The organism is Euzebya sp. (genome assembly GCF_964222135.1).
Classification (GTDB): domain Bacteria; phylum Actinomycetota; class Nitriliruptoria; order Euzebyales; family Euzebyaceae; genus Euzebya.
In genome coordinates, this window is record NZ_CAXQBR010000094.1 from 10,839 (window position 1) to 30,182 (window position 19,344).

The 19,344-nt window shown below is 73.6% G+C and carries 14 protein-coding genes and 1 pseudogene; 10 read left to right on the forward strand and 5 right to left on the reverse strand.

The genetic code is table 11. The annotated features are described in order from the left end of the window. Positions 1–16 precede the first annotated feature (16 nt). The 3 genes from ACEQ2X_RS20415 to ACEQ2X_RS20425 are packed head-to-tail and all read left to right on the forward strand — an operon-like array spanning position 17 to position 4,936. On the forward strand, positions 17–1,603 hold the full coding sequence (locus tag ACEQ2X_RS20415; RefSeq protein WP_370327718.1) for a threonine synthase: 1,587 nt from the start codon (positions 17–19) through the stop codon (positions 1,601–1,603). After that, entirely contained in the window at positions 1,596–3,326 is a 1,731-nt protein-coding gene (locus tag ACEQ2X_RS20420; protein WP_370327719.1) for a phospho-sugar mutase, read from the forward strand. The genes ACEQ2X_RS20415 and ACEQ2X_RS20420 overlap by 8 nt, the downstream gene beginning before the upstream one ends. Beyond that, entirely contained in the window at positions 3,323–4,936 is a 1,614-nt protein-coding gene (locus ACEQ2X_RS20425; protein WP_370327720.1) for a cell wall-binding repeat-containing protein, read from the forward strand. The genes ACEQ2X_RS20420 and ACEQ2X_RS20425 overlap by 4 nt, the downstream gene beginning before the upstream one ends. A 121-nt stretch (positions 4,937–5,057) precedes the next feature. Here ACEQ2X_RS20425 and hppD read toward each other — a convergent pair whose 3' ends face one another. Further along, entirely contained in the window at positions 5,058–6,197 is a 1,140-nt protein-coding gene (hppD, locus tag ACEQ2X_RS20430) for a 4-hydroxyphenylpyruvate dioxygenase (RefSeq protein ID WP_370327721.1), read from the reverse strand. Between the two features lie 64 nt (positions 6,198–6,261). Between hppD and ACEQ2X_RS20435 the strand changes: the two genes are divergently transcribed. The 3 genes from ACEQ2X_RS20435 to ACEQ2X_RS20445 all read left to right on the forward strand — a co-directional run bounded on the left by ACEQ2X_RS20435 (position 6,262) and on the right by ACEQ2X_RS20445 (position 9,192). Beyond that, positions 6,262–6,786 (forward strand): Lrp/AsnC family transcriptional regulator, encoded by a 525-nt coding sequence (locus ACEQ2X_RS20435; protein WP_370327722.1) that lies wholly within the window; start codon positions 6,262–6,264, stop codon positions 6,784–6,786. Positions 6,787–6,889: 103 nt separating this feature from the next. Further along, positions 6,890–8,458: a cell wall-binding repeat-containing protein gene (locus tag ACEQ2X_RS20440; protein WP_370327723.1), complete on the forward strand. Its 1,569-nt coding sequence runs from the start codon at positions 6,890–6,892 to the stop codon at positions 8,456–8,458. Positions 8,459–8,493: 35 nt separating this feature from the next. Then, positions 8,494–9,192, forward strand: a complete 699-nt coding sequence (locus tag ACEQ2X_RS20445) for a TetR/AcrR family transcriptional regulator (RefSeq protein ID WP_370327724.1) — start codon at positions 8,494–8,496, stop codon at positions 9,190–9,192. A gap of 63 nt (positions 9,193–9,255) precedes the next feature. Here the strand turns inward: ACEQ2X_RS20445 and ACEQ2X_RS20450 are convergent, their stop codons facing one another. Continuing rightward, positions 9,256–9,585, reverse strand: coding sequence for a ferredoxin (locus tag ACEQ2X_RS20450; protein ID WP_370327725.1), 330 nt, complete (start codon positions 9,583–9,585; stop codon positions 9,256–9,258). Positions 9,586–9,760: 175 nt separating this feature from the next. On the opposite strand from ACEQ2X_RS20450, the gene ppdK reads away from it, so the two are divergent. Beyond that, on the forward strand, positions 9,761–12,484 hold the full coding sequence (gene ppdK / locus ACEQ2X_RS20455; protein ID WP_370327859.1) for a pyruvate, phosphate dikinase: 2,724 nt from the start codon (positions 9,761–9,763) through the stop codon (positions 12,482–12,484). Between the two features lie 102 nt (positions 12,485–12,586). Next, entirely contained in the window at positions 12,587–13,042 is a 456-nt protein-coding gene (locus ACEQ2X_RS20460) for a hypothetical protein (RefSeq protein ID WP_370327726.1), read from the forward strand. Here ACEQ2X_RS20460 and ACEQ2X_RS20465 read toward each other — a convergent pair. Further along, positions 12,980–13,921: pseudogene (locus ACEQ2X_RS20465) on the reverse strand (alanine racemase); the annotation flags it as partial. The gene ACEQ2X_RS20460 and the pseudogene ACEQ2X_RS20465 sit on opposite strands and share 63 nt — an antisense overlap. Between ACEQ2X_RS20465 and ACEQ2X_RS20470 the strand changes: the two are divergent. Continuing rightward, positions 13,920–14,111 carry a hypothetical protein gene (locus tag ACEQ2X_RS20470; RefSeq protein WP_370327727.1) on the forward strand — a complete coding sequence of 64 codons (192 nt, stop codon included), beginning with the start codon at positions 13,920–13,922 and terminating at the stop codon, positions 14,109–14,111. The pseudogene ACEQ2X_RS20465 and the gene ACEQ2X_RS20470 overlap by 2 nt on opposite strands. A 7-nt stretch (positions 14,112–14,118) precedes the next feature. Beyond that, positions 14,119–14,595, forward strand: coding sequence for a CYTH domain-containing protein (locus tag ACEQ2X_RS20475; RefSeq protein WP_370327728.1), 477 nt, complete (start codon positions 14,119–14,121; stop codon positions 14,593–14,595). 42 nt (positions 14,596–14,637) lie between these two features. On the opposite strand, the gene ACEQ2X_RS20480 is transcribed toward ACEQ2X_RS20475, so the two are convergent. Both ACEQ2X_RS20480 and nifJ read right to left on the reverse strand, forming a co-directional pair. After that, positions 14,638–15,660, reverse strand: a complete 1,023-nt coding sequence (locus ACEQ2X_RS20480; RefSeq protein WP_370327729.1) for a dihydroorotate dehydrogenase-like protein — start codon at positions 15,658–15,660, stop codon at positions 14,638–14,640. 1 nt (position 15,661) lies between these two features. Continuing rightward, positions 15,662–19,270, reverse strand: coding sequence for a pyruvate:ferredoxin (flavodoxin) oxidoreductase (gene nifJ, locus ACEQ2X_RS20485; RefSeq protein WP_370327730.1), 3,609 nt, complete (start codon positions 19,268–19,270; stop codon positions 15,662–15,664). Positions 19,271–19,344: the final 74 nt, after the last annotated feature.

Sequence of the window (19,344 nt, forward strand, 5' to 3'; positions counted from 1 at the left end):
GCGTATGGTTCCCGACGTGGAGTCATGCCTCACGTTCCTCGAGGGCTCGGCGACCCACGCCCGCTACGACGCCGACGTCCTGCAGACCCTCGACCCCGTCGACGGCGCGCCGCTGCTGGCGCGCTACGACCTCGAGCGCGCCGGTCGGACGATGACGCCGCGGGCGCTCGCCGAGCGGCACGGCCCCGGGATGTGGCGCTGGGGCGAGCTCCTGCCGATCCGCGACCGCCGGCACATCACCTACCTCGGGGAGGGGTCGACGCCCCTGCTCGGCGCCACCCGGATCGGGTCCGCGCTGGGCCTCGACGACCTGCTCGTCAAGGCGGAGGGGCTGAACCCCACCGGGGCCTTCAAGGCCCGCGGGATGGCCGCGGCGGTGTCACGAGCCCGTGAGCTCGGCGCCACCTCCCTGATCGTCCCGTCCGCCGGCAACGCCGGTGGGGCGCTGGCGGCCTACGGCGCCGCCGCCGGGCTGCCGGTGACCGTGGTGCTCCCGGCCGACTCCCCGCAGGTGAACGTCGTCGAGGCGCAGATGTGCGGCGCCCGCGTCGTGCTGGTGGAGGGGGTGATCAGCGACTGCGGCCAGGTCGCGCGGGCGATCGCGGCGCGGACCGGCGCCTTCGACGTCTCCACCCTCAAGGAGCCCTACCGGGTCGAGGGCAAGAAGACGATGGGCCTCGAGCTGGTCGAGCAGCTCAGCTGGGCGGTCCCCGACGTCATCGTCTACCCGACGGGCGGCGGCACCGGGCTGGTCGGCATGTGGAAGGCCTTCGACGAGCTCGAGGCGCTCGGGTTCATCGGGTCGGCCCGGCCGCGGATGGTCGCCGCGCAGGCGGAGGGGTGCGCGCCAATGGTGCGGGCGTTCGAGCGGGGTGACGAGACCGCTGAGCCGTGGGTCGACCCGCACACCCGGGCGAGCGGCCTGCGGGTCCCGAGCGCGGTCGGGGACCGGCTGATCCTCTCGGCGCTGCGCGAGTCCGGCGGCACCGCCGTCGCCGTCGGGGAGTCCGACATCGACGCGATCCAGCGGCTCGTCGGCCGGCGCGGCGGCGGGTACGTCTCGCCCGAGAGCGCGACCGCGTTCGCGGCGCGGGGGGCGGTGGCCGCCGACGGCTGGGTCAGCGCCAACGAGCGCGTGGTGGTCTTCGACTGCGGGATCGGCCACAAGTACCCGCCACCGCCACTCGAACCGCCGCCGCTCGTCCCGGCCGCCGCGCTGGCGGATCCCGACGCGCTCGCCGCGGCGGTCGCCCCGCTGACCGGCCCGGCCCGCCCGGAGCCGCGCGACGTGACGCCACCGCCCGCAGCGCAGTCACCCGCGCCGCGACGCACAGGGTCGCCACGCACAGAGCCGCCACGCCCAGACGGTCGCGACGCCCGTGGCCGCCAGACCGGCGGATCGGACGTCCTCGCGGACCTCCTCGCGCGCCGCCGCGCTGCGCGCCCGGAGACGGAGGACCGCACCACGCGCTCGGACCGCGAGGACCGCGCCGCGCGCCCGGCGACGCCGGACCGCGGGTTGCGCCTGCCGCTCCCGCCGTTCCGCGAGATCGTCGTCCCCCCGCTCCCGACCCCACCCAGGAGGCCGTCGGACGATGGCTGAGCTGTCCCCCGACCTGCGGGCCCGCGCCGAGGCGTGGCTCGCCGAGGACCCCGACCCGGCGACGCGGGCGGAGCTGCAGGCGCTCCTCGACGCCGGGGACGCGGACGAGCTGGCGGATCGCTTCGACGAGCGGCTCGCGTTCGGGACCGCCGGGCTCCGGGGTCGCCTCGGCGCCGGCCCGAACCGGATGAACCGGGCCCTCGTCCGGCGGGTGACCGCGGGCCTCGCGGACCGGCTGGTCCACGGCGAGGACACCGCCGGGGGCGTGGTCGTCATCGGCCGGGACGCCCGACACGGCAGCGAGGCGTTCGCCGAGGACGCCACCAGGGTGCTGGCCGGGGCCGGCGTCGACGTGCTGGTCTTCGAGGACCCCGTGCCCACCCCGCTGGTGGCCTTCGCCGTCCGCCACCTGGGTGCCGCCGCCGGGATCGTGGTCACCGCCAGCCACAACCCGCCGGCCGACAACGGGTACAAGGTCTACCTGGCCGGCGGACGGCAGATCGTGCCGCCGGTCGACGCCGAGATCTCCGACGCCATCGACGCCGTCGGCCCCCTCGCCGACGTCGTGGTCGCCGACGCCGACGACCCGCGGATCCGCCCCGTGCCCGCGGAGGTCGAGATCGCCTACCGCGAGCAGGTGCTCGGCCTCGTCGACCCCGCCGGCCCCCGCGACCTCCGCATCGCCTACACGGCGCTGCACGGCGTCGCCGGGGATCTGGCCACGTCGATCCTCGCCTCCGCCGGGTTCGCCGCGGTGCACCCGGTCCCCGAGCAGCACCAGCCCGATCCGGACTTCCCTACCGTCGCGTTCCCGAACCCCGAGGAGCCGGGCGCGATGGACGCCGTCATCGCGCTCGCCCGCCAGGTCGACGCCGATCTGATCCGGGCGAACGACCCGGACGGCGACCGCATCGCCGTCGCGATCCCGGACGGCGACGGCGGCTGGCGGATGCTGACCGGCGACGAGATCGGGGTGGTGCTGGCCGAGGACGTCCTCGCCCGCGGGGCCATGGCCGACGGCGCCGACCCGTGGGTCGCCACGACCGTCGTGTCCTCGTCGCTGCTGGCCGACGTGGCCGCGCACCACGGCGCGGGCTACGTCGAGACCCTCACCGGGTTCAAGTGGCTGTCGCAGCAGGCGGAGCGGATCGCGGACGACGGCGGGCGCGTCGTCCTCAGCTACGAGCAGGCGCTCGGCGTCTCGATCGGCGACGTCGTCCGCGACAAGGACGGGATCTCCGCCGCGCTGGCCGTCGCCGACCTCGCCGCCCGCCTCCGGGGAGCGGGCCGGGGTCTCGACGGCCTGCTGGACGACCTGGCCCGCCGCCACGGCGCGCACGTGACCCTCGGCCGCTCGGTCCTGCTCGACGACACCGGCGAGGGCGACCTGGGGGCCGAGGCGCTGCAGCGCCTGCGCGACACCCCGCCCCGCGACCTCGGAGGGTCCGAGGTGACCGAGGTGTGGGACCACGACGCCGGCGTCGTCACCCACGTCGACGGGGCGATCGACCAGATCGACCTGCCCGCCCAGGACCTGATGCGGTTCGTCGCCGCCGACGGCACGCGCGTCATGGTGCGGCCGAGCGGGACCGAGCCGAAGCTCAAGTTCTACGGCGAGGCGGTGGTGGCCGCCGACCAGGACCCCGACGTCGCACGCGAGCGCGCGGCCGAGCGGGTCGACGCCGTCCTGACGGCGTTCATGGACCACGCGCTCGCCCGGTGAGGGGGCCGGGCATCCCGCCGGTCGCGGCACGGGGGGCGGTCGCGTCCGTCGTGGTCGTCCTGGCTGTCGCCCTCGGGGTGGCCGGGCTCCAGGCCGGGCCCGTGGTGGCGTCGACCGCCCGCAGCCCGATCGGGCCGGTGTGGCAGGACGAGGCCGGCGCCGGCGGGCCGCTGGACGCTGGTGGCTCCGCACCGACCTGGGCGGTGGCCGGCTGCGTGCAGGACGCGCAGTCCGACGTCGTCGACCTGCCGGCGCGCACCCCGGCCGACGTCCCCCGCGCCGACATCACCCGGTTCTGCGTCGACCACGCCGAGTCGGGGCTGTCGGTCTCCATGGCCGTGCGGGTGCCGACCGACCCGACGCGGGACCCGGTGTGGGAGTCGGTCGGCGCCGCCGTCGCGTTCGGGTACGAGACGACGGGAGGGCACCGGCGGGTGATCAACCTGCTTCGCCCGGGCAGCGAACCGCGCTTCGAGTACCACGTCCTCGAACCCGGCGCGGATCCGGTCGGCATCTGCAGTGGCGCGGCGTCGGTCGACGACGGCACGTACCGGGCCACCATCCCTGCGGACTGCCTCGACGCGCCCGAGGTCATCGAGATCGGCGCGCAGATGTTCTACGACATGTCCGACGGCCCGGAGTCCGGGGCGTTCGACGCCGCGCCCGGCGACGGTGGGTTCGTCGCCGTGCCCCGGACCGCACCAGCGGGCGCCGCGCGGGCGACCCGGCTGGCCGGCCCGACCCGGGTGGAGACCGCGATCGCGACCGCCCAAGCGCTCTACGCCGACGGGACGGCGGGCGCAGTCGTGCTGGCACGGGCCGACGCCTTCCCCGACGCGCTGGTCGCCGCCCCGCTGGCCGCGGCGCTCGACGCGCCGGTCCTGCTCACGCCGAGGGAGTCCCTCAGCCCCGCCGTGGGCGAGGAGATCCGTCGCCTGGTCGGCGAGCGAGGCGACGTGGTGCTCCTCGGCGGCGTCGCCGCGCTCGCGCCCGCGGTCGAGGACGCCCTGACGGCCGCCGGTCACACCACCACGCGCCTGGCCGGTGCGAGCCGGTACGACACCGCGGTCGCCGCCGCGCGGGCGGCCGGGCCCCTCCCCCGCACGGTGGTGCTCGCCGGCGGCGCGGACTTCCCCGACGCCCTGCTGGCGGGAGCCGCCGCACCCGCCGTCGAAGGCGTGGCGCTGCTGGTCGACCCCGCCGGCGTGCCCGAGGTCGTGGAGGAGTACCTGGCGGAGGTGCCGGACGCCGACGTCATCGTCGTGGGCGACGTGGCACGCCGTGTCGTGGCGGACGCCGACGGGACCGCCGCCGCCCTCAACCCCTCGGCCACCTCCGTGGCCCTGCTGGACCTGTACGCCGACGAATCAGAGGTGGTCCTCGCGAGCGTCGAGGACTTCCCCGACGGCCTGGCCGGCGGCGCCTACGCGGCGATCCGCGGCGTCCCGCTCCTGCTGACCCCCGCAGAGGTCCTCGAGACCAGTGTCCGCGACGCCCTCGCCGAGCGGGGGCCCTACCAGCGGATCACCGTGATGGGCGGCCCCGACGCGGTGTCCGACACCGTCGCCGGTCAGGCCGCCGCGCACCTGGTGCCGCGCACCGCGCCGTAGCAGGGCCCCGGGGGACGCGCTGGTCGCCCGTCGTGCGCCCGTGGGTCGATGGCGGGGGGTTGGGAGGGGGGTCGGCCACCGTCGTGCGCCCGTGGGTCGATGGCGGGGCCGCTCCGACGGTCTAGAGGTTGCCGCGCAGCTCCTGCTCGCGCTCGATCGCCTCGAACAGCGCCTTGAAGTTGCCCTCGCCGAACCCCTTGGCGCCGTGCCGCTCGATGATCTCGTAGAACACCGTCGGGCGGTCCTGGACCGGCTCGGTGAAGATCTGCAGCAGGTACCCCTCCTCGTCGGTGTCGATGAGGATGTTCTGCTCGGCCAGCGCCTCGAGCGGCTCGGCGATCTCGTCCCAGTCGAGCTTCTCGCGCTGCTCGGCGTAGTAGGTCTCGGGGACCCGCATGAACCGGACCCCGTTCTCCCGGAGCGCCTTCACGGTCGTCACGATGTCGTCGGTGTGCAGGGCGAGGTGCTGGACGCCGGGGCTGCCGTAGTAGTCGAGGTACTCCTCGATCTGGGACTTCTTCTTGCCCGTCGCGGGCTCGTTGATCGGCAGCTTGATGCGCCCGGTGCCGTCCCACAGGACCTTGCTCATCAGCGCGGAGTACTCCGTCGAGATGGCCTCGTCGTCGTAGTGCACGAGCTGGCTGAAGCCCATGATGTCGGCGTAGAAGCGGACCAGCTCGTCCATGCCGCCCAGGTAGGTGTTGGCGACGACGTGGTCGACGTACTCGATGCCGATCGGCGTGCCGGCGGGGGCGTACAGCGGGGTCGTCGTCCCCGTCGACGCGGTCGGGGCGTCCGACACGGCCCGGTAGCCCGGCAGGAACGGCCCGGAGTAGTTCGTGGTGTCGACGAAGGAGTGCACGGTGTCGCCGTACGCGGCGATCTTCGCGATGACGACCTTGCCGTGGTCGTCCTCGGTGACCGTCGGCTCCTGCAGGCCCTCGGCACCCCGCTCGAGCGCCGCGGCGTAGGCGGCCTCGGCATCCGGCACCGCCAGCGCCACGTCCTTCACCCCGTCGCCGTGGCGGTGCTGGTGCGCGGTGATCTCCGACTCGTGGTCCAGGCCAGCGGTGAGCACGAACGTGATGCGACCCTGGCGCAGCACCCATGAGGCGCGGTCGCGGACCCCGGTCTCGGGCCCGGCGTAGGCGACCGGCGTGAACCCGAACGCCGTCCGGTAGTAGTGCATCGCCTGCTTGGCGTTGCCGACGTAGTACTCGATGTGGTTGTACCCGAGGAGCGGCATCAGATCAGCGCTCATGTGCCTGGACTCCTTCGCATTCGGAAAGTAGAACTGCCGTCGACCCTAACAAGTGGAAGGTGTCATGGGAACCCCGGACCCCGCCCCGAGACCACCCCGGCTGGACGAGATCGACCGCCGGATCCTCGCCCTGCTCCAGGACGACGCGCGGCTGTCCAACGCCGCGGTCGCGCGTGAGGTCGGGCTGACCCCTCCGGCGACGATGGAGCGCACCCGGCGCCTCGAGGACGCCGGGCTGATCCGCGGGTACCACGCCGACCTCGATCCGGAGCCGCTCGGCCACGGGATGGCGGTGATCCTGCTGATCCGCCTCGACCACCACGGTCGTGAGTCGGTCCACGCCTTCCGCGATGCGATCGCCGGTGTCGACCAGGTCGCCGAGTGCCACTACCTGACGGGTACCGCGGACTTCCTCCTCAAGGTCCGCGTCGCCGACGTCAACGGCTACAGGCGGCTGCTCGAGGAGCAGATCTCCGGCCTGCCGGGGCTGGCGCACGTGGAGTCCGCCGTCGTCCTCGAGACGTTCAAGGACGACCGCCGCGTGCCCGTCGGCGGCGACGATCGCCGGTCGACCGGCGACGCGGGGTGACGGCCCGGTGACGCCGGGCCACGACCGCGGTGTTTGGCGGTGTCGCAGGGACCTGGCAGGCTCCGGGGCGTCCTGACGTCGACACACGGGGTTCTCAGTCCGCATGTCCGCACACCTGCCCTCCCGGCTGCTCGCCACGCTCGCGCTCCTGATCGCGCTGGTCCTGCTCGCCGCGCTCGCCCCGGCCGTGCTGGCCGACGACGTGCTGGCCGACGACGTGCTGCGACGGGCCCTGCCCGATGGCATCCCCCCGACGGCCGGGACGACCGCGGCGTACCAGGCGAACGGCTGCTACGCGGATGGCACCGACGACGTCCGGCGGGGCCCTGAGGGCCCGGTCGAGGCCGCGCCCCAAGCCGACGTCACCCAGTTCTGCGTCGACAACGGCCCCGATGGGCTCGGCGTCTCCATGACCGTCCCCCAGGGCACCGACCCCGCCGCCGACCCGACCTGGAACGACCTGGGGGCCGGAGCGGTGTTCATCTACCAGACCGCCGGGGGCGTCGAGCGGGAGATCCAGCTCAGCACCCAGCGCAGCGACGGCGTCCTCGAGTACCTCGTCCTCGAGGGGACGGTGTCACCGACACTCGTGTGCTCCGGTGCGGCGGCCTTCGAGGCTGGCACCTACCACGCCGGGATCCCGGCGGACTGCGCCGCCGCGGCCGACCCCGTCGAGGTCGTCGCCGGGTTCCTCTACGACCGCTCCCGCGGCACGGCGGACGCGCTGGTCGACCTGGCCCCGGGCGACGGCGACCAGGTCGCCGTGCCGCGTGAGGTCCCCGCCGGCGCCGAGCGGATCACCCGGTTGGAGGGACCCAGCCGCGTCGAGACCGCGATCGCGATCTCCGCCGCAGCCATCGACGACGGCCAGGCCGACGCGGTCGTCGTCGCGCTCGCGAGCGACTTCCCCGACGCCGTCGTCGGCGCGCCGCTCGCGGTCGCCAACGGCGCCCCGCTGCTGCTGACCCACCGCGACCGCGTGCCCGAGGCCGTGCTGGACGAGGCGACCCGCGTGCTCGGGGGCCAGGGCAGGATCCTGCTCCTCGGCGGCGAGGCCGCGCTCGAGGAGGTCGTCGCCCAGACCTTCCGCGACGCGGGTCACGATGTGGAGCGGATCGCCGGCGACAGCCGCTTCTCGACCGCCGTGGCCGTGGCCGAGGCCACGACCGACTCGCCGGCCGAGATCGTCCTCGCGTTCGGTGGCGACTTCCCCGCGGCGCTGCTGGCCGGGGCCTTCACGCCCCCCCACGGCGGGGTGGCGCTGCTGGTCGACCGATCGGGCATCCCGGCCGGGGTCCAGGCGTACCTCGACGCCCACTCCGACGTGCCGGTCTTCGCGATGGGGAACGTGGCGGCGGAGGTCGCGCCGCAGGCCGACGGCCGGGTGGTGGGCAGCACGCCCTCCCAGATCTCGGGCGCCCTCCTCGACCTCTACGAGCCCGGCGGGGAGGTGGCGGTGGCCAGCGTCGAGGCGTTCCCCGACGGGCTCGCGGGCGGCGCCTACGCCGGCGCGCGGGGCATCCCGCTGCTGCTGACCCCCCGGGACACGATGACGACCACCCTCCTCGACGACATGGCGGCGCACGGGCCGTACGACCGCATCACCTTCTTCGGCGGGGTGAGCGCGCTGTCGGCGACGACGGCCGGGCAGGCGTCGGCCCACCTCCGCTGACCGCCCTACCTGTTACCGCTGGTACCCTGCCGGCCATGCCCTCATCGCGGGAGGTCACCGACGCCACGGCTCCAGCCGCGGCGTCGGGTGCCGCCGTGCCGCCGGGCGGCGCGCCGCCGCGTGATCGCCGGGCCGTGCGGCGCGAGCAGTTCCTCGACGCCGCCGACAGCGCGATCCGCAAGGACGGAGCGGGCGTCACCATGGCGGACGTCGCGGCTGCGGCGGGGGTGACCAAGCCGGTCCTGTACCGCTACGTCAGCGACAAGGGCGACCTGGTGCAGGCCCTCGCGATCCGCTACGCCGGTCGCCTCGAGCCGCTGCTCGAGGAGGGGACGCGGTCGTCGGACGACCCGCGGGCGATGATCGAGCGGACGATCGACGCCTACCTGACGTTCATCGAGTCCGAGCCGGCGATCTACGAGTTCCTCGTCCACCGCGCGCCGAGCGACAGCCCCGGCGTGGCGGAGTACCTGGATCGGTTCACCGCCCAGCTCGCCGACCGCATCGCCGCGATCGTCGCGGCGGAGCTGACCCGCGCGGGCAAGCAGACCGATGGGTCCGAGGCGTTCGCCCACGGGATGGTCGGCATGGTGCAGTCGGCGGGGGAGTGGTGGCTGTCCAAGCGCAGCGGGCCCCAGTCGATGACGCGGGAGCAGCTGGTCGGCCACCTCGTCCGCGTGCTCTGGACGGGTCTGGCGGGGCTGCCCGACCAGTCGCGACCGCAGGGAGCCTGACGGGTCGGGACGGGAAGAGGCGTCGCGCAGCGACTCGTGGCAGTTGCAGGCCGCAGGCCCGAACTAGCCCTTGTAGCGGAAGTCCTCGTCGCCGATCTGGAGGAAGTCGACGGGCTGGCCCCCCTCCAGGTGGTCCATGATCGCCGGCACGTCGTCCTCGGTGACCCCCCCGTAGTAGACGTCGTCGGGGTACACGCCGACGACCGGGCCGACCCGGCAAGCCTCCAGGCACAGGGCGGCGACCACCTTGACGTCGTCGTTGCGGCGACGGCCCTGCTCCTCGCGCAGCGCGTTGAAGATCTCCGCCCCGCCGACGGGGAAGCAGGACGGCCGCGGGTGGGCGGGGTCCCGCTCGTTGATGCACACGAACACGAACTTGCTGGGCTTCGACACGGTGCCGTCCCCTGGGATCGGCCGGACAGGACCCGGTCAACGGTAGCCGCCGCGCCGGGACCTTCGCGGGGCGCCGCAGGGTCCTTCGACCCGGACGCCGGCGCGCGCGGGGGGCATGGTCGCAGCAGTCATCCTCGCCGCGCTGCGGCTGACGCTCACGAAGGAGTGCGTGGAGATGTCCGAGACCTGGGTCTACCGCTTCGATCAGCTCGACGAGGTGGACGCCCACCTCCACGGCACCTGGGACGACGTGCGGGCGCTGCTCGGCGGCAAGGGGGCGAACCTGGCGGAGATGACCCGCCTGGGCATCCCCGTGCCGCCGGGCTTCACCGTGACGACGGCCGCGTGCCTGGCCTTCCTCGAGGCGGATGGCACGCCTCCGGGGATGTGGGACCAGGTCGTCGACGCGCTGAAGGCGATCGAGCGCCAGACGCACAAGCACTTCGGCGACCCGGAGAACCCGCTGCTGGTGTCGTGCCGCTCGGGTGCGAAGTTCTCGATGCCCGGGATGATGGACACGGTCCTCAACATCGGGCTGAACGACGAGACCGCGAAGGGCCTGATCCGCCTGACCGGTGACGAGCACTTCGTGTACGACTCCTACCGCCGGCTCATCCAGATGTTCGGCACCGTCGTCCTCGGCCTGCGCGACGAGCTCTTCGAGCACGTGCTCGCGGGCGCCCGCGAGGCGCGGGGCGTGGCCACCGACGCGGAGCTGACCGTCGAGGACCTCCAGGGCGTCGTGACCCGGTTCAAGGCGATCGCCCCGCGGTTCCCATCCGACCCGATCGAGCAGCTGCGCCTGGCCGTGGAGGCCGTCTTCAGCTCGTGGAACGGCAAGCGGGCCGTCGACTACCGCAACGCCGCCCACATCCCCCACGACCTCGGCACCGCCGTCAACGTCCAGACGATGGTGTTCGGGAACCTCGGTGAGGACTCGGCCACCGGCGTGGCGATGACCCGCAGCGGCGCCACCGGCCTGCCGGGCCTCGAGGGCGACTACCTGATGAACGCCCAGGGCGAGGACGTCGTCTCGGGCACCCGCGCCACCCAGCCCGTGGAGGGGCTCGGCGACGTCATGCCGGCGGTCTACGCCGAGCTGCTCGCGACCGCCCAGACCCTCGAGTCGCACTACCGCGACATGCAGGACATCGAGTTCACGATCGAGAACGGCGTCCTGTGGCTGCTGCAGACCCGTGACGGCAAGCGCACCGCCCAGGCGGCGGTCCGCATCGCCGTCGACCTCGCGACCGAGGGTGCGATCTCCCAGCGCGAGGCCGTCCAGCGGGTCAAGCCGGACCAGATCGACTTCTTCCTGCACCCCCAGCTCGACCGCGACGCCCGTGCGCAGGCCGAGGTGGAGCACCGCCTGTGCGCGACCGGCCTGAACGTGTCGCCCGGTGCCGCCGTCGGCGTGGTGGCGTTCGACCCCGACACCGCGGAGCGCTGGGCCCGCGACGGGCGTGACGTCATCCTCGTCCGGCCCGAGACCAAGCCGGACGACGTCCACGGCATGCTCGCCGCCAAGGGCATCCTGACCAGCCGGGGCGGCCGGACCAGCCACGCCGCGCTCGTCGCCCGCCAGTTCGGCAAGCCCGCGGTGGTCGGCGTCGCCGCCCTCGACATCGACCTCGGCGCGAAGACCGCCACCCTGGGCGGCTTCGAGCTCGAGGAGGGGGACTGGGTGTCCCTCGACGGCTCGAGCGGCGAGGTGTTCGTCGGGCAGCTGGACACCTTCGTGCCCGACATCAGCGACCAGTGGCTGGCCACGCTGCTCGAGTGGGCCGACGACATCCGGGTCCTGGGGATCCGTGCCAACGCCGACTACCCGGTCGACGCCGAGCGCGCCCGCACCTACGGCGCCGAGGGCATCGGCCTGTGCCGGACCGAGCACATGTTCTTCGAGTCCGAGCGCCTGCCGATCATGCAGCGGATGATCATGAGCGAGTCGGTCGCCGATCGTCGCAGCGCCCTCGACGAGCTGCTGCCGATGCAGCGCAGCGACTTCCTCGGGCTGTTCAGGGCGATGTCCGGCCTGCCGGTCATCATCCGGCTGATCGACCCGCCGCTGCACGAGTTCCTGCCGACCTACGAGGAGCTCTCCGAGCGGATCACCGACGCGAAGATCCGGCTGTCGAAGGCCGCATCCCTCGAAGCGGTCGACGAGCTCCTGGCCCGGCTCCGCGCGGACGAGGACACCCAGCGACGTGTGCTCGCCCTGCACGAGGCCAACCCGATGCTCGGCCTGCGCGGCGTCCGCCTGGCGATCCTGTACCCCGAGATCGCCCAGATGCAGGCGAGGGCGATCGTCGAGGCCGCCTGCCAGGCCATCGAGGAGGGGTACGAGCCGAAGCCGGAGATCATGGTCCCGCTGACCAGCGACCTCCGCGAGCTCGCCGTGGTCCGCGACCTCGTCGCCGAGGAGGCGGCGGCGGTCCTCGCCGAGCGCGACGTCGAGCTGGAGGTGCCGATCGGCACGATGGTCGAGACGCCGCGCGCGGCGCTCGTCGCCGGGGAGCTGGCCACCAAGGCCGACTTCTTCAGCTTCGGGACCAACGACCTGACCCAGACGACGTTCGGCATCAGCCGCGACGACGCCGAGACGGGGTTCCTGCTCGACTACCTGCGCGACGGGCTGCTCGAGCAGAACCCGTTCGCGACCCTCGACCCCGACGGGGTGGGTGTGCTCGTCGACATGGCCGTCACGGCCGGTCGCCGGACACGCCCCGACCTCGACGTCGGCATCTGCGGCGAGCACGGCGGCGACCCCGCCTCGATCGCCTGGTGCCACGCGTACGGGCTGACGTACGTCAGCTGCTCGCCCTACCGGGTCCCCGTCGCCAGGCTGGCGGCCGCCCAGGCGGTCCTCGCCGAGGCAGGCCCCGCCGAGGAGGGCTGACCGGGGAGGCGGGCGGAGGGGGCGGGGGGTTCTGGCCGACGCCGGGAGAACCGGCCAGCGGTCCACGACCGCCCCGCCCTCGACGACCACCAGGTCACCGAAGTGCAGGAGGACCGCCTCGGACTGGCGGGGCCGCAGGAGGACGACGTCGTCGACGGCCAGGTCGAGGTCCGGTCCGCCGGTCAGCATCTCCTGGTTCGAGGACCGCCCCACGAGCCGGTGGGGCGCCAGGCCCGGCGGGTCCACCGGGTCGGCCAGCCAGTTGCCCCCGTGGATGAACACGCTCGTCGTGTCGCCCGGCGCCAGGCGCCCCAGCAGCGGCGCCGCGGCCTCGAGGCCGGGGATGCGCGTCGGCTGCACCTTCAGCACCGGCGTCGCGATGAACGCCGCGGGGACGTGGTCGGTGAGGCCGTCGAGGTCGAAGTCCGACGGCTTGACCAGCGCAGACCCGACGCTGACCTCGTCCGCGACCGACGTGTCGGTGTAGCAGCGGTACGTGAGGCTGCCGCCGGCGTTCCGCGTCAGGTCGCCGACGACCTGACCGCCGAGCACCTGTGAGACCCGGTCGAGCACCGACCGGTACGTCCGCCAGGCCCGTCGCAGCGCCCGGTCGCGCCATCCGAGCACGTCGGGGATGTGGGGCACGTGCGGCTCGTAGCCGACCACGCCGGAGAGGGTCAGCCGGTCGTCGTCGGCGATGCCCCGCAGCGTCGCGTCCAGCGCCGGGCCCGGCACGAGCCCGCCCCGGTGGAGCCCGACGTCGAGCTCGAGGGCGATGCGCAGGTCGACGCCCAGCTCGCGGGCGAGGCCGGCGTACTGCCCGAGCCGTGCGGGCGTGTCGATCAGCCACTGCACCCGGCGCGCGACCGAGACGTCGGGCAGGGACTCGAGGTACGCCCGCGCCGCGCCGACCGGCAGCGGCTTGCCGAGTAGCTGGTCGGCGTCGGGCATCGCGATGCTCAGCGCGGTCAGCATCGGCTGGTTGAACGTCATCAGCCGGTCGGTGCCCGCGCGGCGGCGGACGTGGGCCAGCAGCTCGACCGACGGCAGCGACTTGGCGACGAGCCGGAGCCCCATCCCGTCGGGCAGGTGGCGCGTCACCACGTCGACGTTGGCGTCCAGGCGCGCCCGGTCGACGACGATCACGGGCCACGCGATCCCCGCCTCGTGCAGCGCCCGCTGGAGTGCGAGCGCGTAGGGCGTGCGGGAAGGGCGGTGGTCGGACGGTCCGGTCGGCACGTGCGGCAGGCTACCGGCGACGCCAAGGGGCAGGACCCCGGCTCGGCGTCGGCGACCCCTGCCGGGGATGGCTCCTCGACTCCGATCCCCAGCCGGTGGTGGTGGGACCGCCGGTGGCGACGCCAGCGGATGCGTGGCGCTGCCGGCCGGCGGGGAAGGGTCTGCCCGACGGACACGACCGAGAGAGGAGCGTCTCATGGGTGACCACGACCGCCGCGACGACCAGCCGAGCCCCGCCGAGGCACGTCGCGAGGACGAGGAGCTGGTGACCGCCGGCGAGGAGGTCAGCGACGAGTTCGGGCTCGACCAGCCGACGGACGAGCGGGATCGTGATCGCGGCCGCGGCAAGGACGACCCCACCCCGAACCCGGCCGACATCGCGCCGTAGCCGGCACGTGCAGGAGATCGAGCGGAAGTGGCTGGTGGCGCGCCCACCCGGTGAGGTGGGTCCCGGCGCCGACGGCACGCCGATCCGCCAGGGCTACCTGACCGGTGCCGACGGCGATCCCGAGGTGCGCCTGCGCGACCGCGGAGGCGCCCGGCAGCTGACGGTCAAGGTCGGTGCGGGGTTGTCGCGCGACGAGTTCGAGATCGCCGTCGACGACGACACCTTCGAGGGGCTGTGGGCCCACACCGGGGGCGCGCGGGTCGAGAAGGTCCGCCACGAGCTCCCGGTCGGCCCCTACACCGCCGAGCTGGACGTCTACGCCGGTGACCTCGAGGGGCTCATGACCGTGGAGGTCGAGTTCCCGTCGGCCGCGGCGGCGGACTCCTTCACCCCTCCCGCGTGGTTCGGTCGCGACGTCACCGGCGACGATGCCTACGCCAACCGGCGGCTGGCCCGCGAGGGGCTGCCGCCGGCGGACGGCTGACCACCTCAGCCATCCGCCGGCGCGCCCGCCGTCGCGCCCCGCCTACCAGGGGCCGTGCCCCTGGGCGCTCTGGAAGCTGTTGGCGAAGTCGATCAGGCCCTGGACGTAGTTGGCGCGCTCGAAGGCAGCCGGGTCGGCGACGTTGGCCTGGCTCGCGCTGCCGCGCAGCTCGGCCACCGAGGCGTAGCCGTGCTCGGTGCCCCAGGCGACCAGCGCCTGCTCCACCGTCGAGACCTGCGACGGGCCGTAGCGCAGCAGCGCCGACGTCATCATCGTCACGTCGGCACCGGCGAGCAGGGCCCGGGCCGCGTCGAGGCCGGTGTGGATGCCCGTCGTGGCCGCGAGGTCCGCGGACAACCGCCCGTGCAGCATGCCGAGCCACCGCAGCGGCAGCCGCAGCTCCGACGGGCTGGACAGCTCGAGGGCGGGGACGACCGCCCTGGTCTGGGGGTGGATGTCGGGCTGGTAGAAGCGGTTGAACAGCACCAGCGCATCAGCTCCGACCGCCACCAGCCGGGCGGCGAAGTGCCCGAACGCGGTGTAGTAGGGGCTGACCTTGACCGCGAGCGGGATGTAGGTGACCTCGTCGACCGCCCGGACCAGGTCGAGCTGCTCGGCCTCGATCGCCGAGCCGGAGGTGTCGACGTCGGCGGCGACGCGGTACAGGTTCAGCTCGAGGGCGTCCGCGCCGGCGTCCTGGATGAGGCGGGCATAGCGCTCCCACCCGTCGGCGCTGACCCCGTTGAGGCTGGCGATCACCGGGATCTCGAGGACCCGCTTGGCCTCCTCCACGTGGCGGAGGTAGCGGTCGCTGATCGACTCGATGCCCTGCAGGTCGGGGAAGTAGCTGGACGCCTCGGGGTTGCCCTGGTCGACGTCGAACAGCGCGCTGGTCGACATCTCGTCGTGGATGACCTGCTCCTCGAACAGCGAGGGCAGCACCACCGCGGCGATGCCCGCGGCCTCGAGGGCCCTGAGGGAGTCGATCTTCCCGGTCAGCGGACCCGGCGACGCCACGAGCGGCGACCGCAGGTCGAGGCCCAGGTAGGTGGTGGACAGGTCCATGTCAGCTGTTCTCCTCTGCGGCCGCGCCGGCCTCGTCGACGATCGCGCCGGGCTCGTGGGGGATGGAGCGCTCCACGCCGGCGAGCTGCTCGTAGTAGCTCCAGCGCTCGTCGACGTCGGCCTGGGCCAGCTCCATCAGGTGGGCGGCGCGGACGGGGTCGGACCGCTCGAGCATGGCGTAGCGCGCCTCCTTCCCCGTGAACTCCCGCAACGGCATCGCCGGCTTGCGGCTGTCGAGGTGGAAGGGCTTGCCGTGCTCCTCGGGGGTCGGGTTGAAGCGGTACAGCGGCCAGTAGCCGCTCTTCACCGCGTCCCGCTGCTGGTGCATCGAGTTCTTCATGTCGAAGCCGTGCGCGATGCAGGTCGAGTAGGCGAGCACCAGCGACGGGCCGGGCCAGTCCGCCGCCCCCTGCAGGGCCCGGACGGTCTGGACCTCGTTGGCGCCCATCGCGATCTGGGCGACGTAGACCGTGCCGTACTGCATCGCCAGCATCCCGAGGTCCTTCTTCGGGATGGGCTTGCCGGCCGTCGCGAACTTGGCCACCGCACCGCGGGGCGTCGCCTTCGACGCCTGCCCGCCGGTGTTCGAGTACACCTCGGTGTCCATCACCAGGATGTTCACGTCGAGGCCGCTCGCGAGGACGTGGTCGACGCCGCCGAAGCCGATGTCGTAGGCCCAGCCGTCACCGCCGATGATCCACGTGTCCTTGCGGACCAGCGCACCGGCCAGGCTGCGGAGGTGCGCCGCCCGCGGGTCGTCGGACCCCTCCAGGCGGGCCAGCACCGCGGCGATGCGCTCGCGCTGGGCGACGATGCCGGGCTCGGTCGTCTGGTCGGCGTCGAGCACGGCGCGGACCAGGTCGTCGCCGATCGTGCCGCCCAGGCCGGCCAGCAGCTCGCGGGCGACCGCGCCCTGCTGCTCGTAGCCGAGGCGGATGCCCAGGCCGAACTCGGCGTTGTCCTCGAAGAGGCTGTTCGACCACGCCGGTCCGCGGCCCTCGGCGTTCACGCTCCACGGGGTCGTCGGCAGGTTGCCGCCGTAGATCGAGGAGCAGCCGGTGGCGTTGGCGACCAGCATCCGGTCGCCGAACAGCTGGGTGAGCAGCTTCAGGTACGGGGTCTCCCCGCAGCCGGCGCAGGCGCTCGAGTAGCTGAACAGCGGCTGGAGGACCTGGGACCCCTTGACCGTGTCGTGGCTGAGCTTGGCGCGGTCGAGCGGCGGGATCGACTCGTAGTGGGTCAGGTTGGCGCGCTCGACGTCCCGGTGGTCGGCGTACGGCGCCATGTTGATCGCCTTGTGCCCGACCTCGGTCTTCGAGACCGCCGGGCACTGCTCGACGCAGACCGTGCAGCCGGTGCAGTCGTCGGGCGACACCTGGATGGTCAGCAGGTGCGGGGTCTCGAGCTCGCGGGCCTTGAAGCCCTTGGACTGGAAGGTCTCCGGCGCCCCCTCGAGGTGCTCCGGCTCGTACACCTTCATCTTGATCGCGTCGTGCGGGCAGACGATCGCGCACTTGCCGCAGTCGATGCAGATGCTCGGATCCCACACCGGGATCTCCTGGGCGATGGCGCGCTTCTCGTACTGCGTCGTGGCGGTCGGGAACGTCCCGTCGACCGGCAGGGCGCTGACCGGCAGGAGGTCCCCCTCCCCGGCGAGGATGCGGGCCGTGACCCGCTCGACGAAATCGGGCACGCCCTCCGGCACCGGCGGGCGGAGCCCGAGGGTCGAGGTGACCGACGTGCCGAGCGGCACCTCCGCCAGCTCCTCGAGCGCACGGTCGATCGCGGCCATGTTGCGGTCGACGATCTCGCGGCCGCGGCGGCCGTAGGTCTTCCTGACCGACTCCTTGATCGCCTCGATCGCCTCGTCGCGCGGCAGGATGCCGGCGAGGGCGAAGAAGCACGGCTGCATCACCGTGTTGATGCGCGCGCCCAGCCCGACCTCGCGGGCGACGCGGTGCCCGTCGATGGCGTAGACGCGCAGGTCCTTCGCCAGGATCTGCTCCTGCACCGGTGCGGGCATCGCGTCCCAGACCTCCTCGGCGGGGAACGGCACGTTGAGCAGGACCGTGGCGCCGTGCCGGGCGATGCCGAGCACGTCGCGGGTGCCGAGGAACCCGAACTGGTGGCAGGCGACGAAGTCGGCCTGGGAGATCAGGTACGTCGACGTGATCGGCTGCCGGCTGAAGCGCAGGTGGCTGACGGTCTGCGCCCCGGACTTCTTCGAGTCGTAGACGAAGTAGCCCTGGGCGTGCAGGTCGGTGCTCTCGCCGACGATCTTGACGGTGTTCTTGTTCGCGCCGACGGTGCCGTCGCTGCCGAGGCCGTAGAAGACCGCGCTGACGTCGCCCTCGCGTCGCGGCAGATCGAGGTCACCCGGCGGGAGGGAGAGGTGGGTCACGTCGTCGAGGATCCCGACCGTGAACTCCCGCGGCGGCTCGGGGCTCGCGAGCGACTCGAAGATCCCGGCCACCATCGCCGGGGTGAACTCCTTCGAGGACAGGCCGTAGCGGCCGCCGGTGACCCGCGGCACGTCGGCGGCGGCGATCCGCCCGTCGACCACCGCGCGGACCAGCGCCGCGGTGACGTCGGTGAACAGCGGCTCGCCGACCGCGCCGGGCTCCTTGGTCCGGTCGAGCACGGCGAGGTGCCGGGTGGTCGGGGGCAGGGCGTCGAGCAGCGCCTCGGCGGGGAACGGCCGGTAGAGCCGGACCACGACCGCCCCGACGCGCTCGCCCTGCCCGGCGAGGTGCTCGACGGCCTCGGCGACCGCGCCCGCGCCGGAGCCCATCAGGACGAGCACCCGCTCGGCCTCGGGGTGGCCGAGGTACTCGACCAGGCCGTAGCGCCGGCCGGTCAGCTCGCCGAAGCGGTCCATGACCGCGGCGACGGCGTCCGGCACCGCGGCGTAGAAGGGGTTCGCCGCCTCGCGCGCCTGGAAGAAGACGTCGGGGTTCTGGGCGGATCCGCGCAGCACGGGGGCGTCGGGGTCGAGCCCGCGGAGGCGGTGGTCCACCACGTCGTCGTCGCTGACCAGGGCGCGCAGCACCTCGTCGTCGATCGCATCGATGCGGTTCAGCTCGTGGGAGGTCCGGAACCCGTCGAAGAAGTGGAGGAACGGCACCCGGGTCCGCATCGTCGCGGCGTGGGACACCGCCGCCATGTCCTGGGCCTCCTGCACGGACGCCGACGCCAGCATCGCCCAGCCCGTGGTCCTCGCGGCCATCACGTCGGAGTGGTCGCCGAAGATCGACAGGGCGTGCGTGGCGACGGTCCGCGCCGCGACGTGGATGACGGCGGGGGTCAGCTCGCCGGCGATCTTGAACATGTTGGGCAGCATCAGCAGCAGGCCCTGGGACGCCGTGAACGTCGTCGCCAGGGCGCCGCGCTGGAGTGCGCCGTGCAGCGCGCCGGCGGCACCGGCCTCGCTCTGCATCTCCACGACCCGCGGGACCGACCCCCACAGGTTGGCGCGGCCGGCGGCGGCCCAGGCGTCCGCGAGCTCGCCCATCGGCGATGCCGGTGTGATCGGGTAGATGGCCACGACCTCGCTCAGCGCGTAGGCCACCCTCGCCGCGGCCTCGTTGCCGTCAACCACCTGTGTGTGCATGGGGACCGTCCTCGTCGACCTGGTTCTGGTTCGAGCCGAACAGTGCCGTCCGGTCCGTGACCCGGCCAGTCCGG

Excerpts from the sequence above, each read along its gene's own strand:
- ACEQ2X_RS20445 (WP_370327724.1), top strand. The coding sequence starts at position 8,494 with ATGCCCTCATCGCGGGAGGTCACCGACGCCACGGCTCCAGCCGCGGCG.
- nifJ (WP_370327730.1), bottom strand. The coding sequence starts at position 19,270 with ATGCACACACAGGTGGTTGACGGCAACGAGGCCGCGGCGAGGGTGGCC.
- ACEQ2X_RS20435 (WP_370327722.1), top strand. The coding sequence starts at position 6,262 with ATGGGAACCCCGGACCCCGCCCCGAGACCACCCCGGCTGGACGAGATC.
- ACEQ2X_RS20480 (WP_370327729.1), bottom strand. The coding sequence starts at position 15,660 with ATGGACCTGTCCACCACCTACCTGGGCCTCGACCTGCGGTCGCCGCTC.
- ACEQ2X_RS20470 (WP_370327727.1), top strand. The coding sequence starts at position 13,920 with ATGGGTGACCACGACCGCCGCGACGACCAGCCGAGCCCCGCCGAGGCA.
- ACEQ2X_RS20440 (WP_370327723.1), top strand. The coding sequence starts at position 6,890 with ATGTCCGCACACCTGCCCTCCCGGCTGCTCGCCACGCTCGCGCTCCTG.
- ppdK (WP_370327859.1), top strand. The coding sequence starts at position 9,761 with ATGTCCGAGACCTGGGTCTACCGCTTCGATCAGCTCGACGAGGTGGAC.
- ACEQ2X_RS20420 (WP_370327719.1), top strand. The coding sequence starts at position 1,596 with ATGGCTGAGCTGTCCCCCGACCTGCGGGCCCGCGCCGAGGCGTGGCTC.
- hppD (WP_370327721.1), bottom strand. The coding sequence starts at position 6,197 with ATGAGCGCTGATCTGATGCCGCTCCTCGGGTACAACCACATCGAGTAC.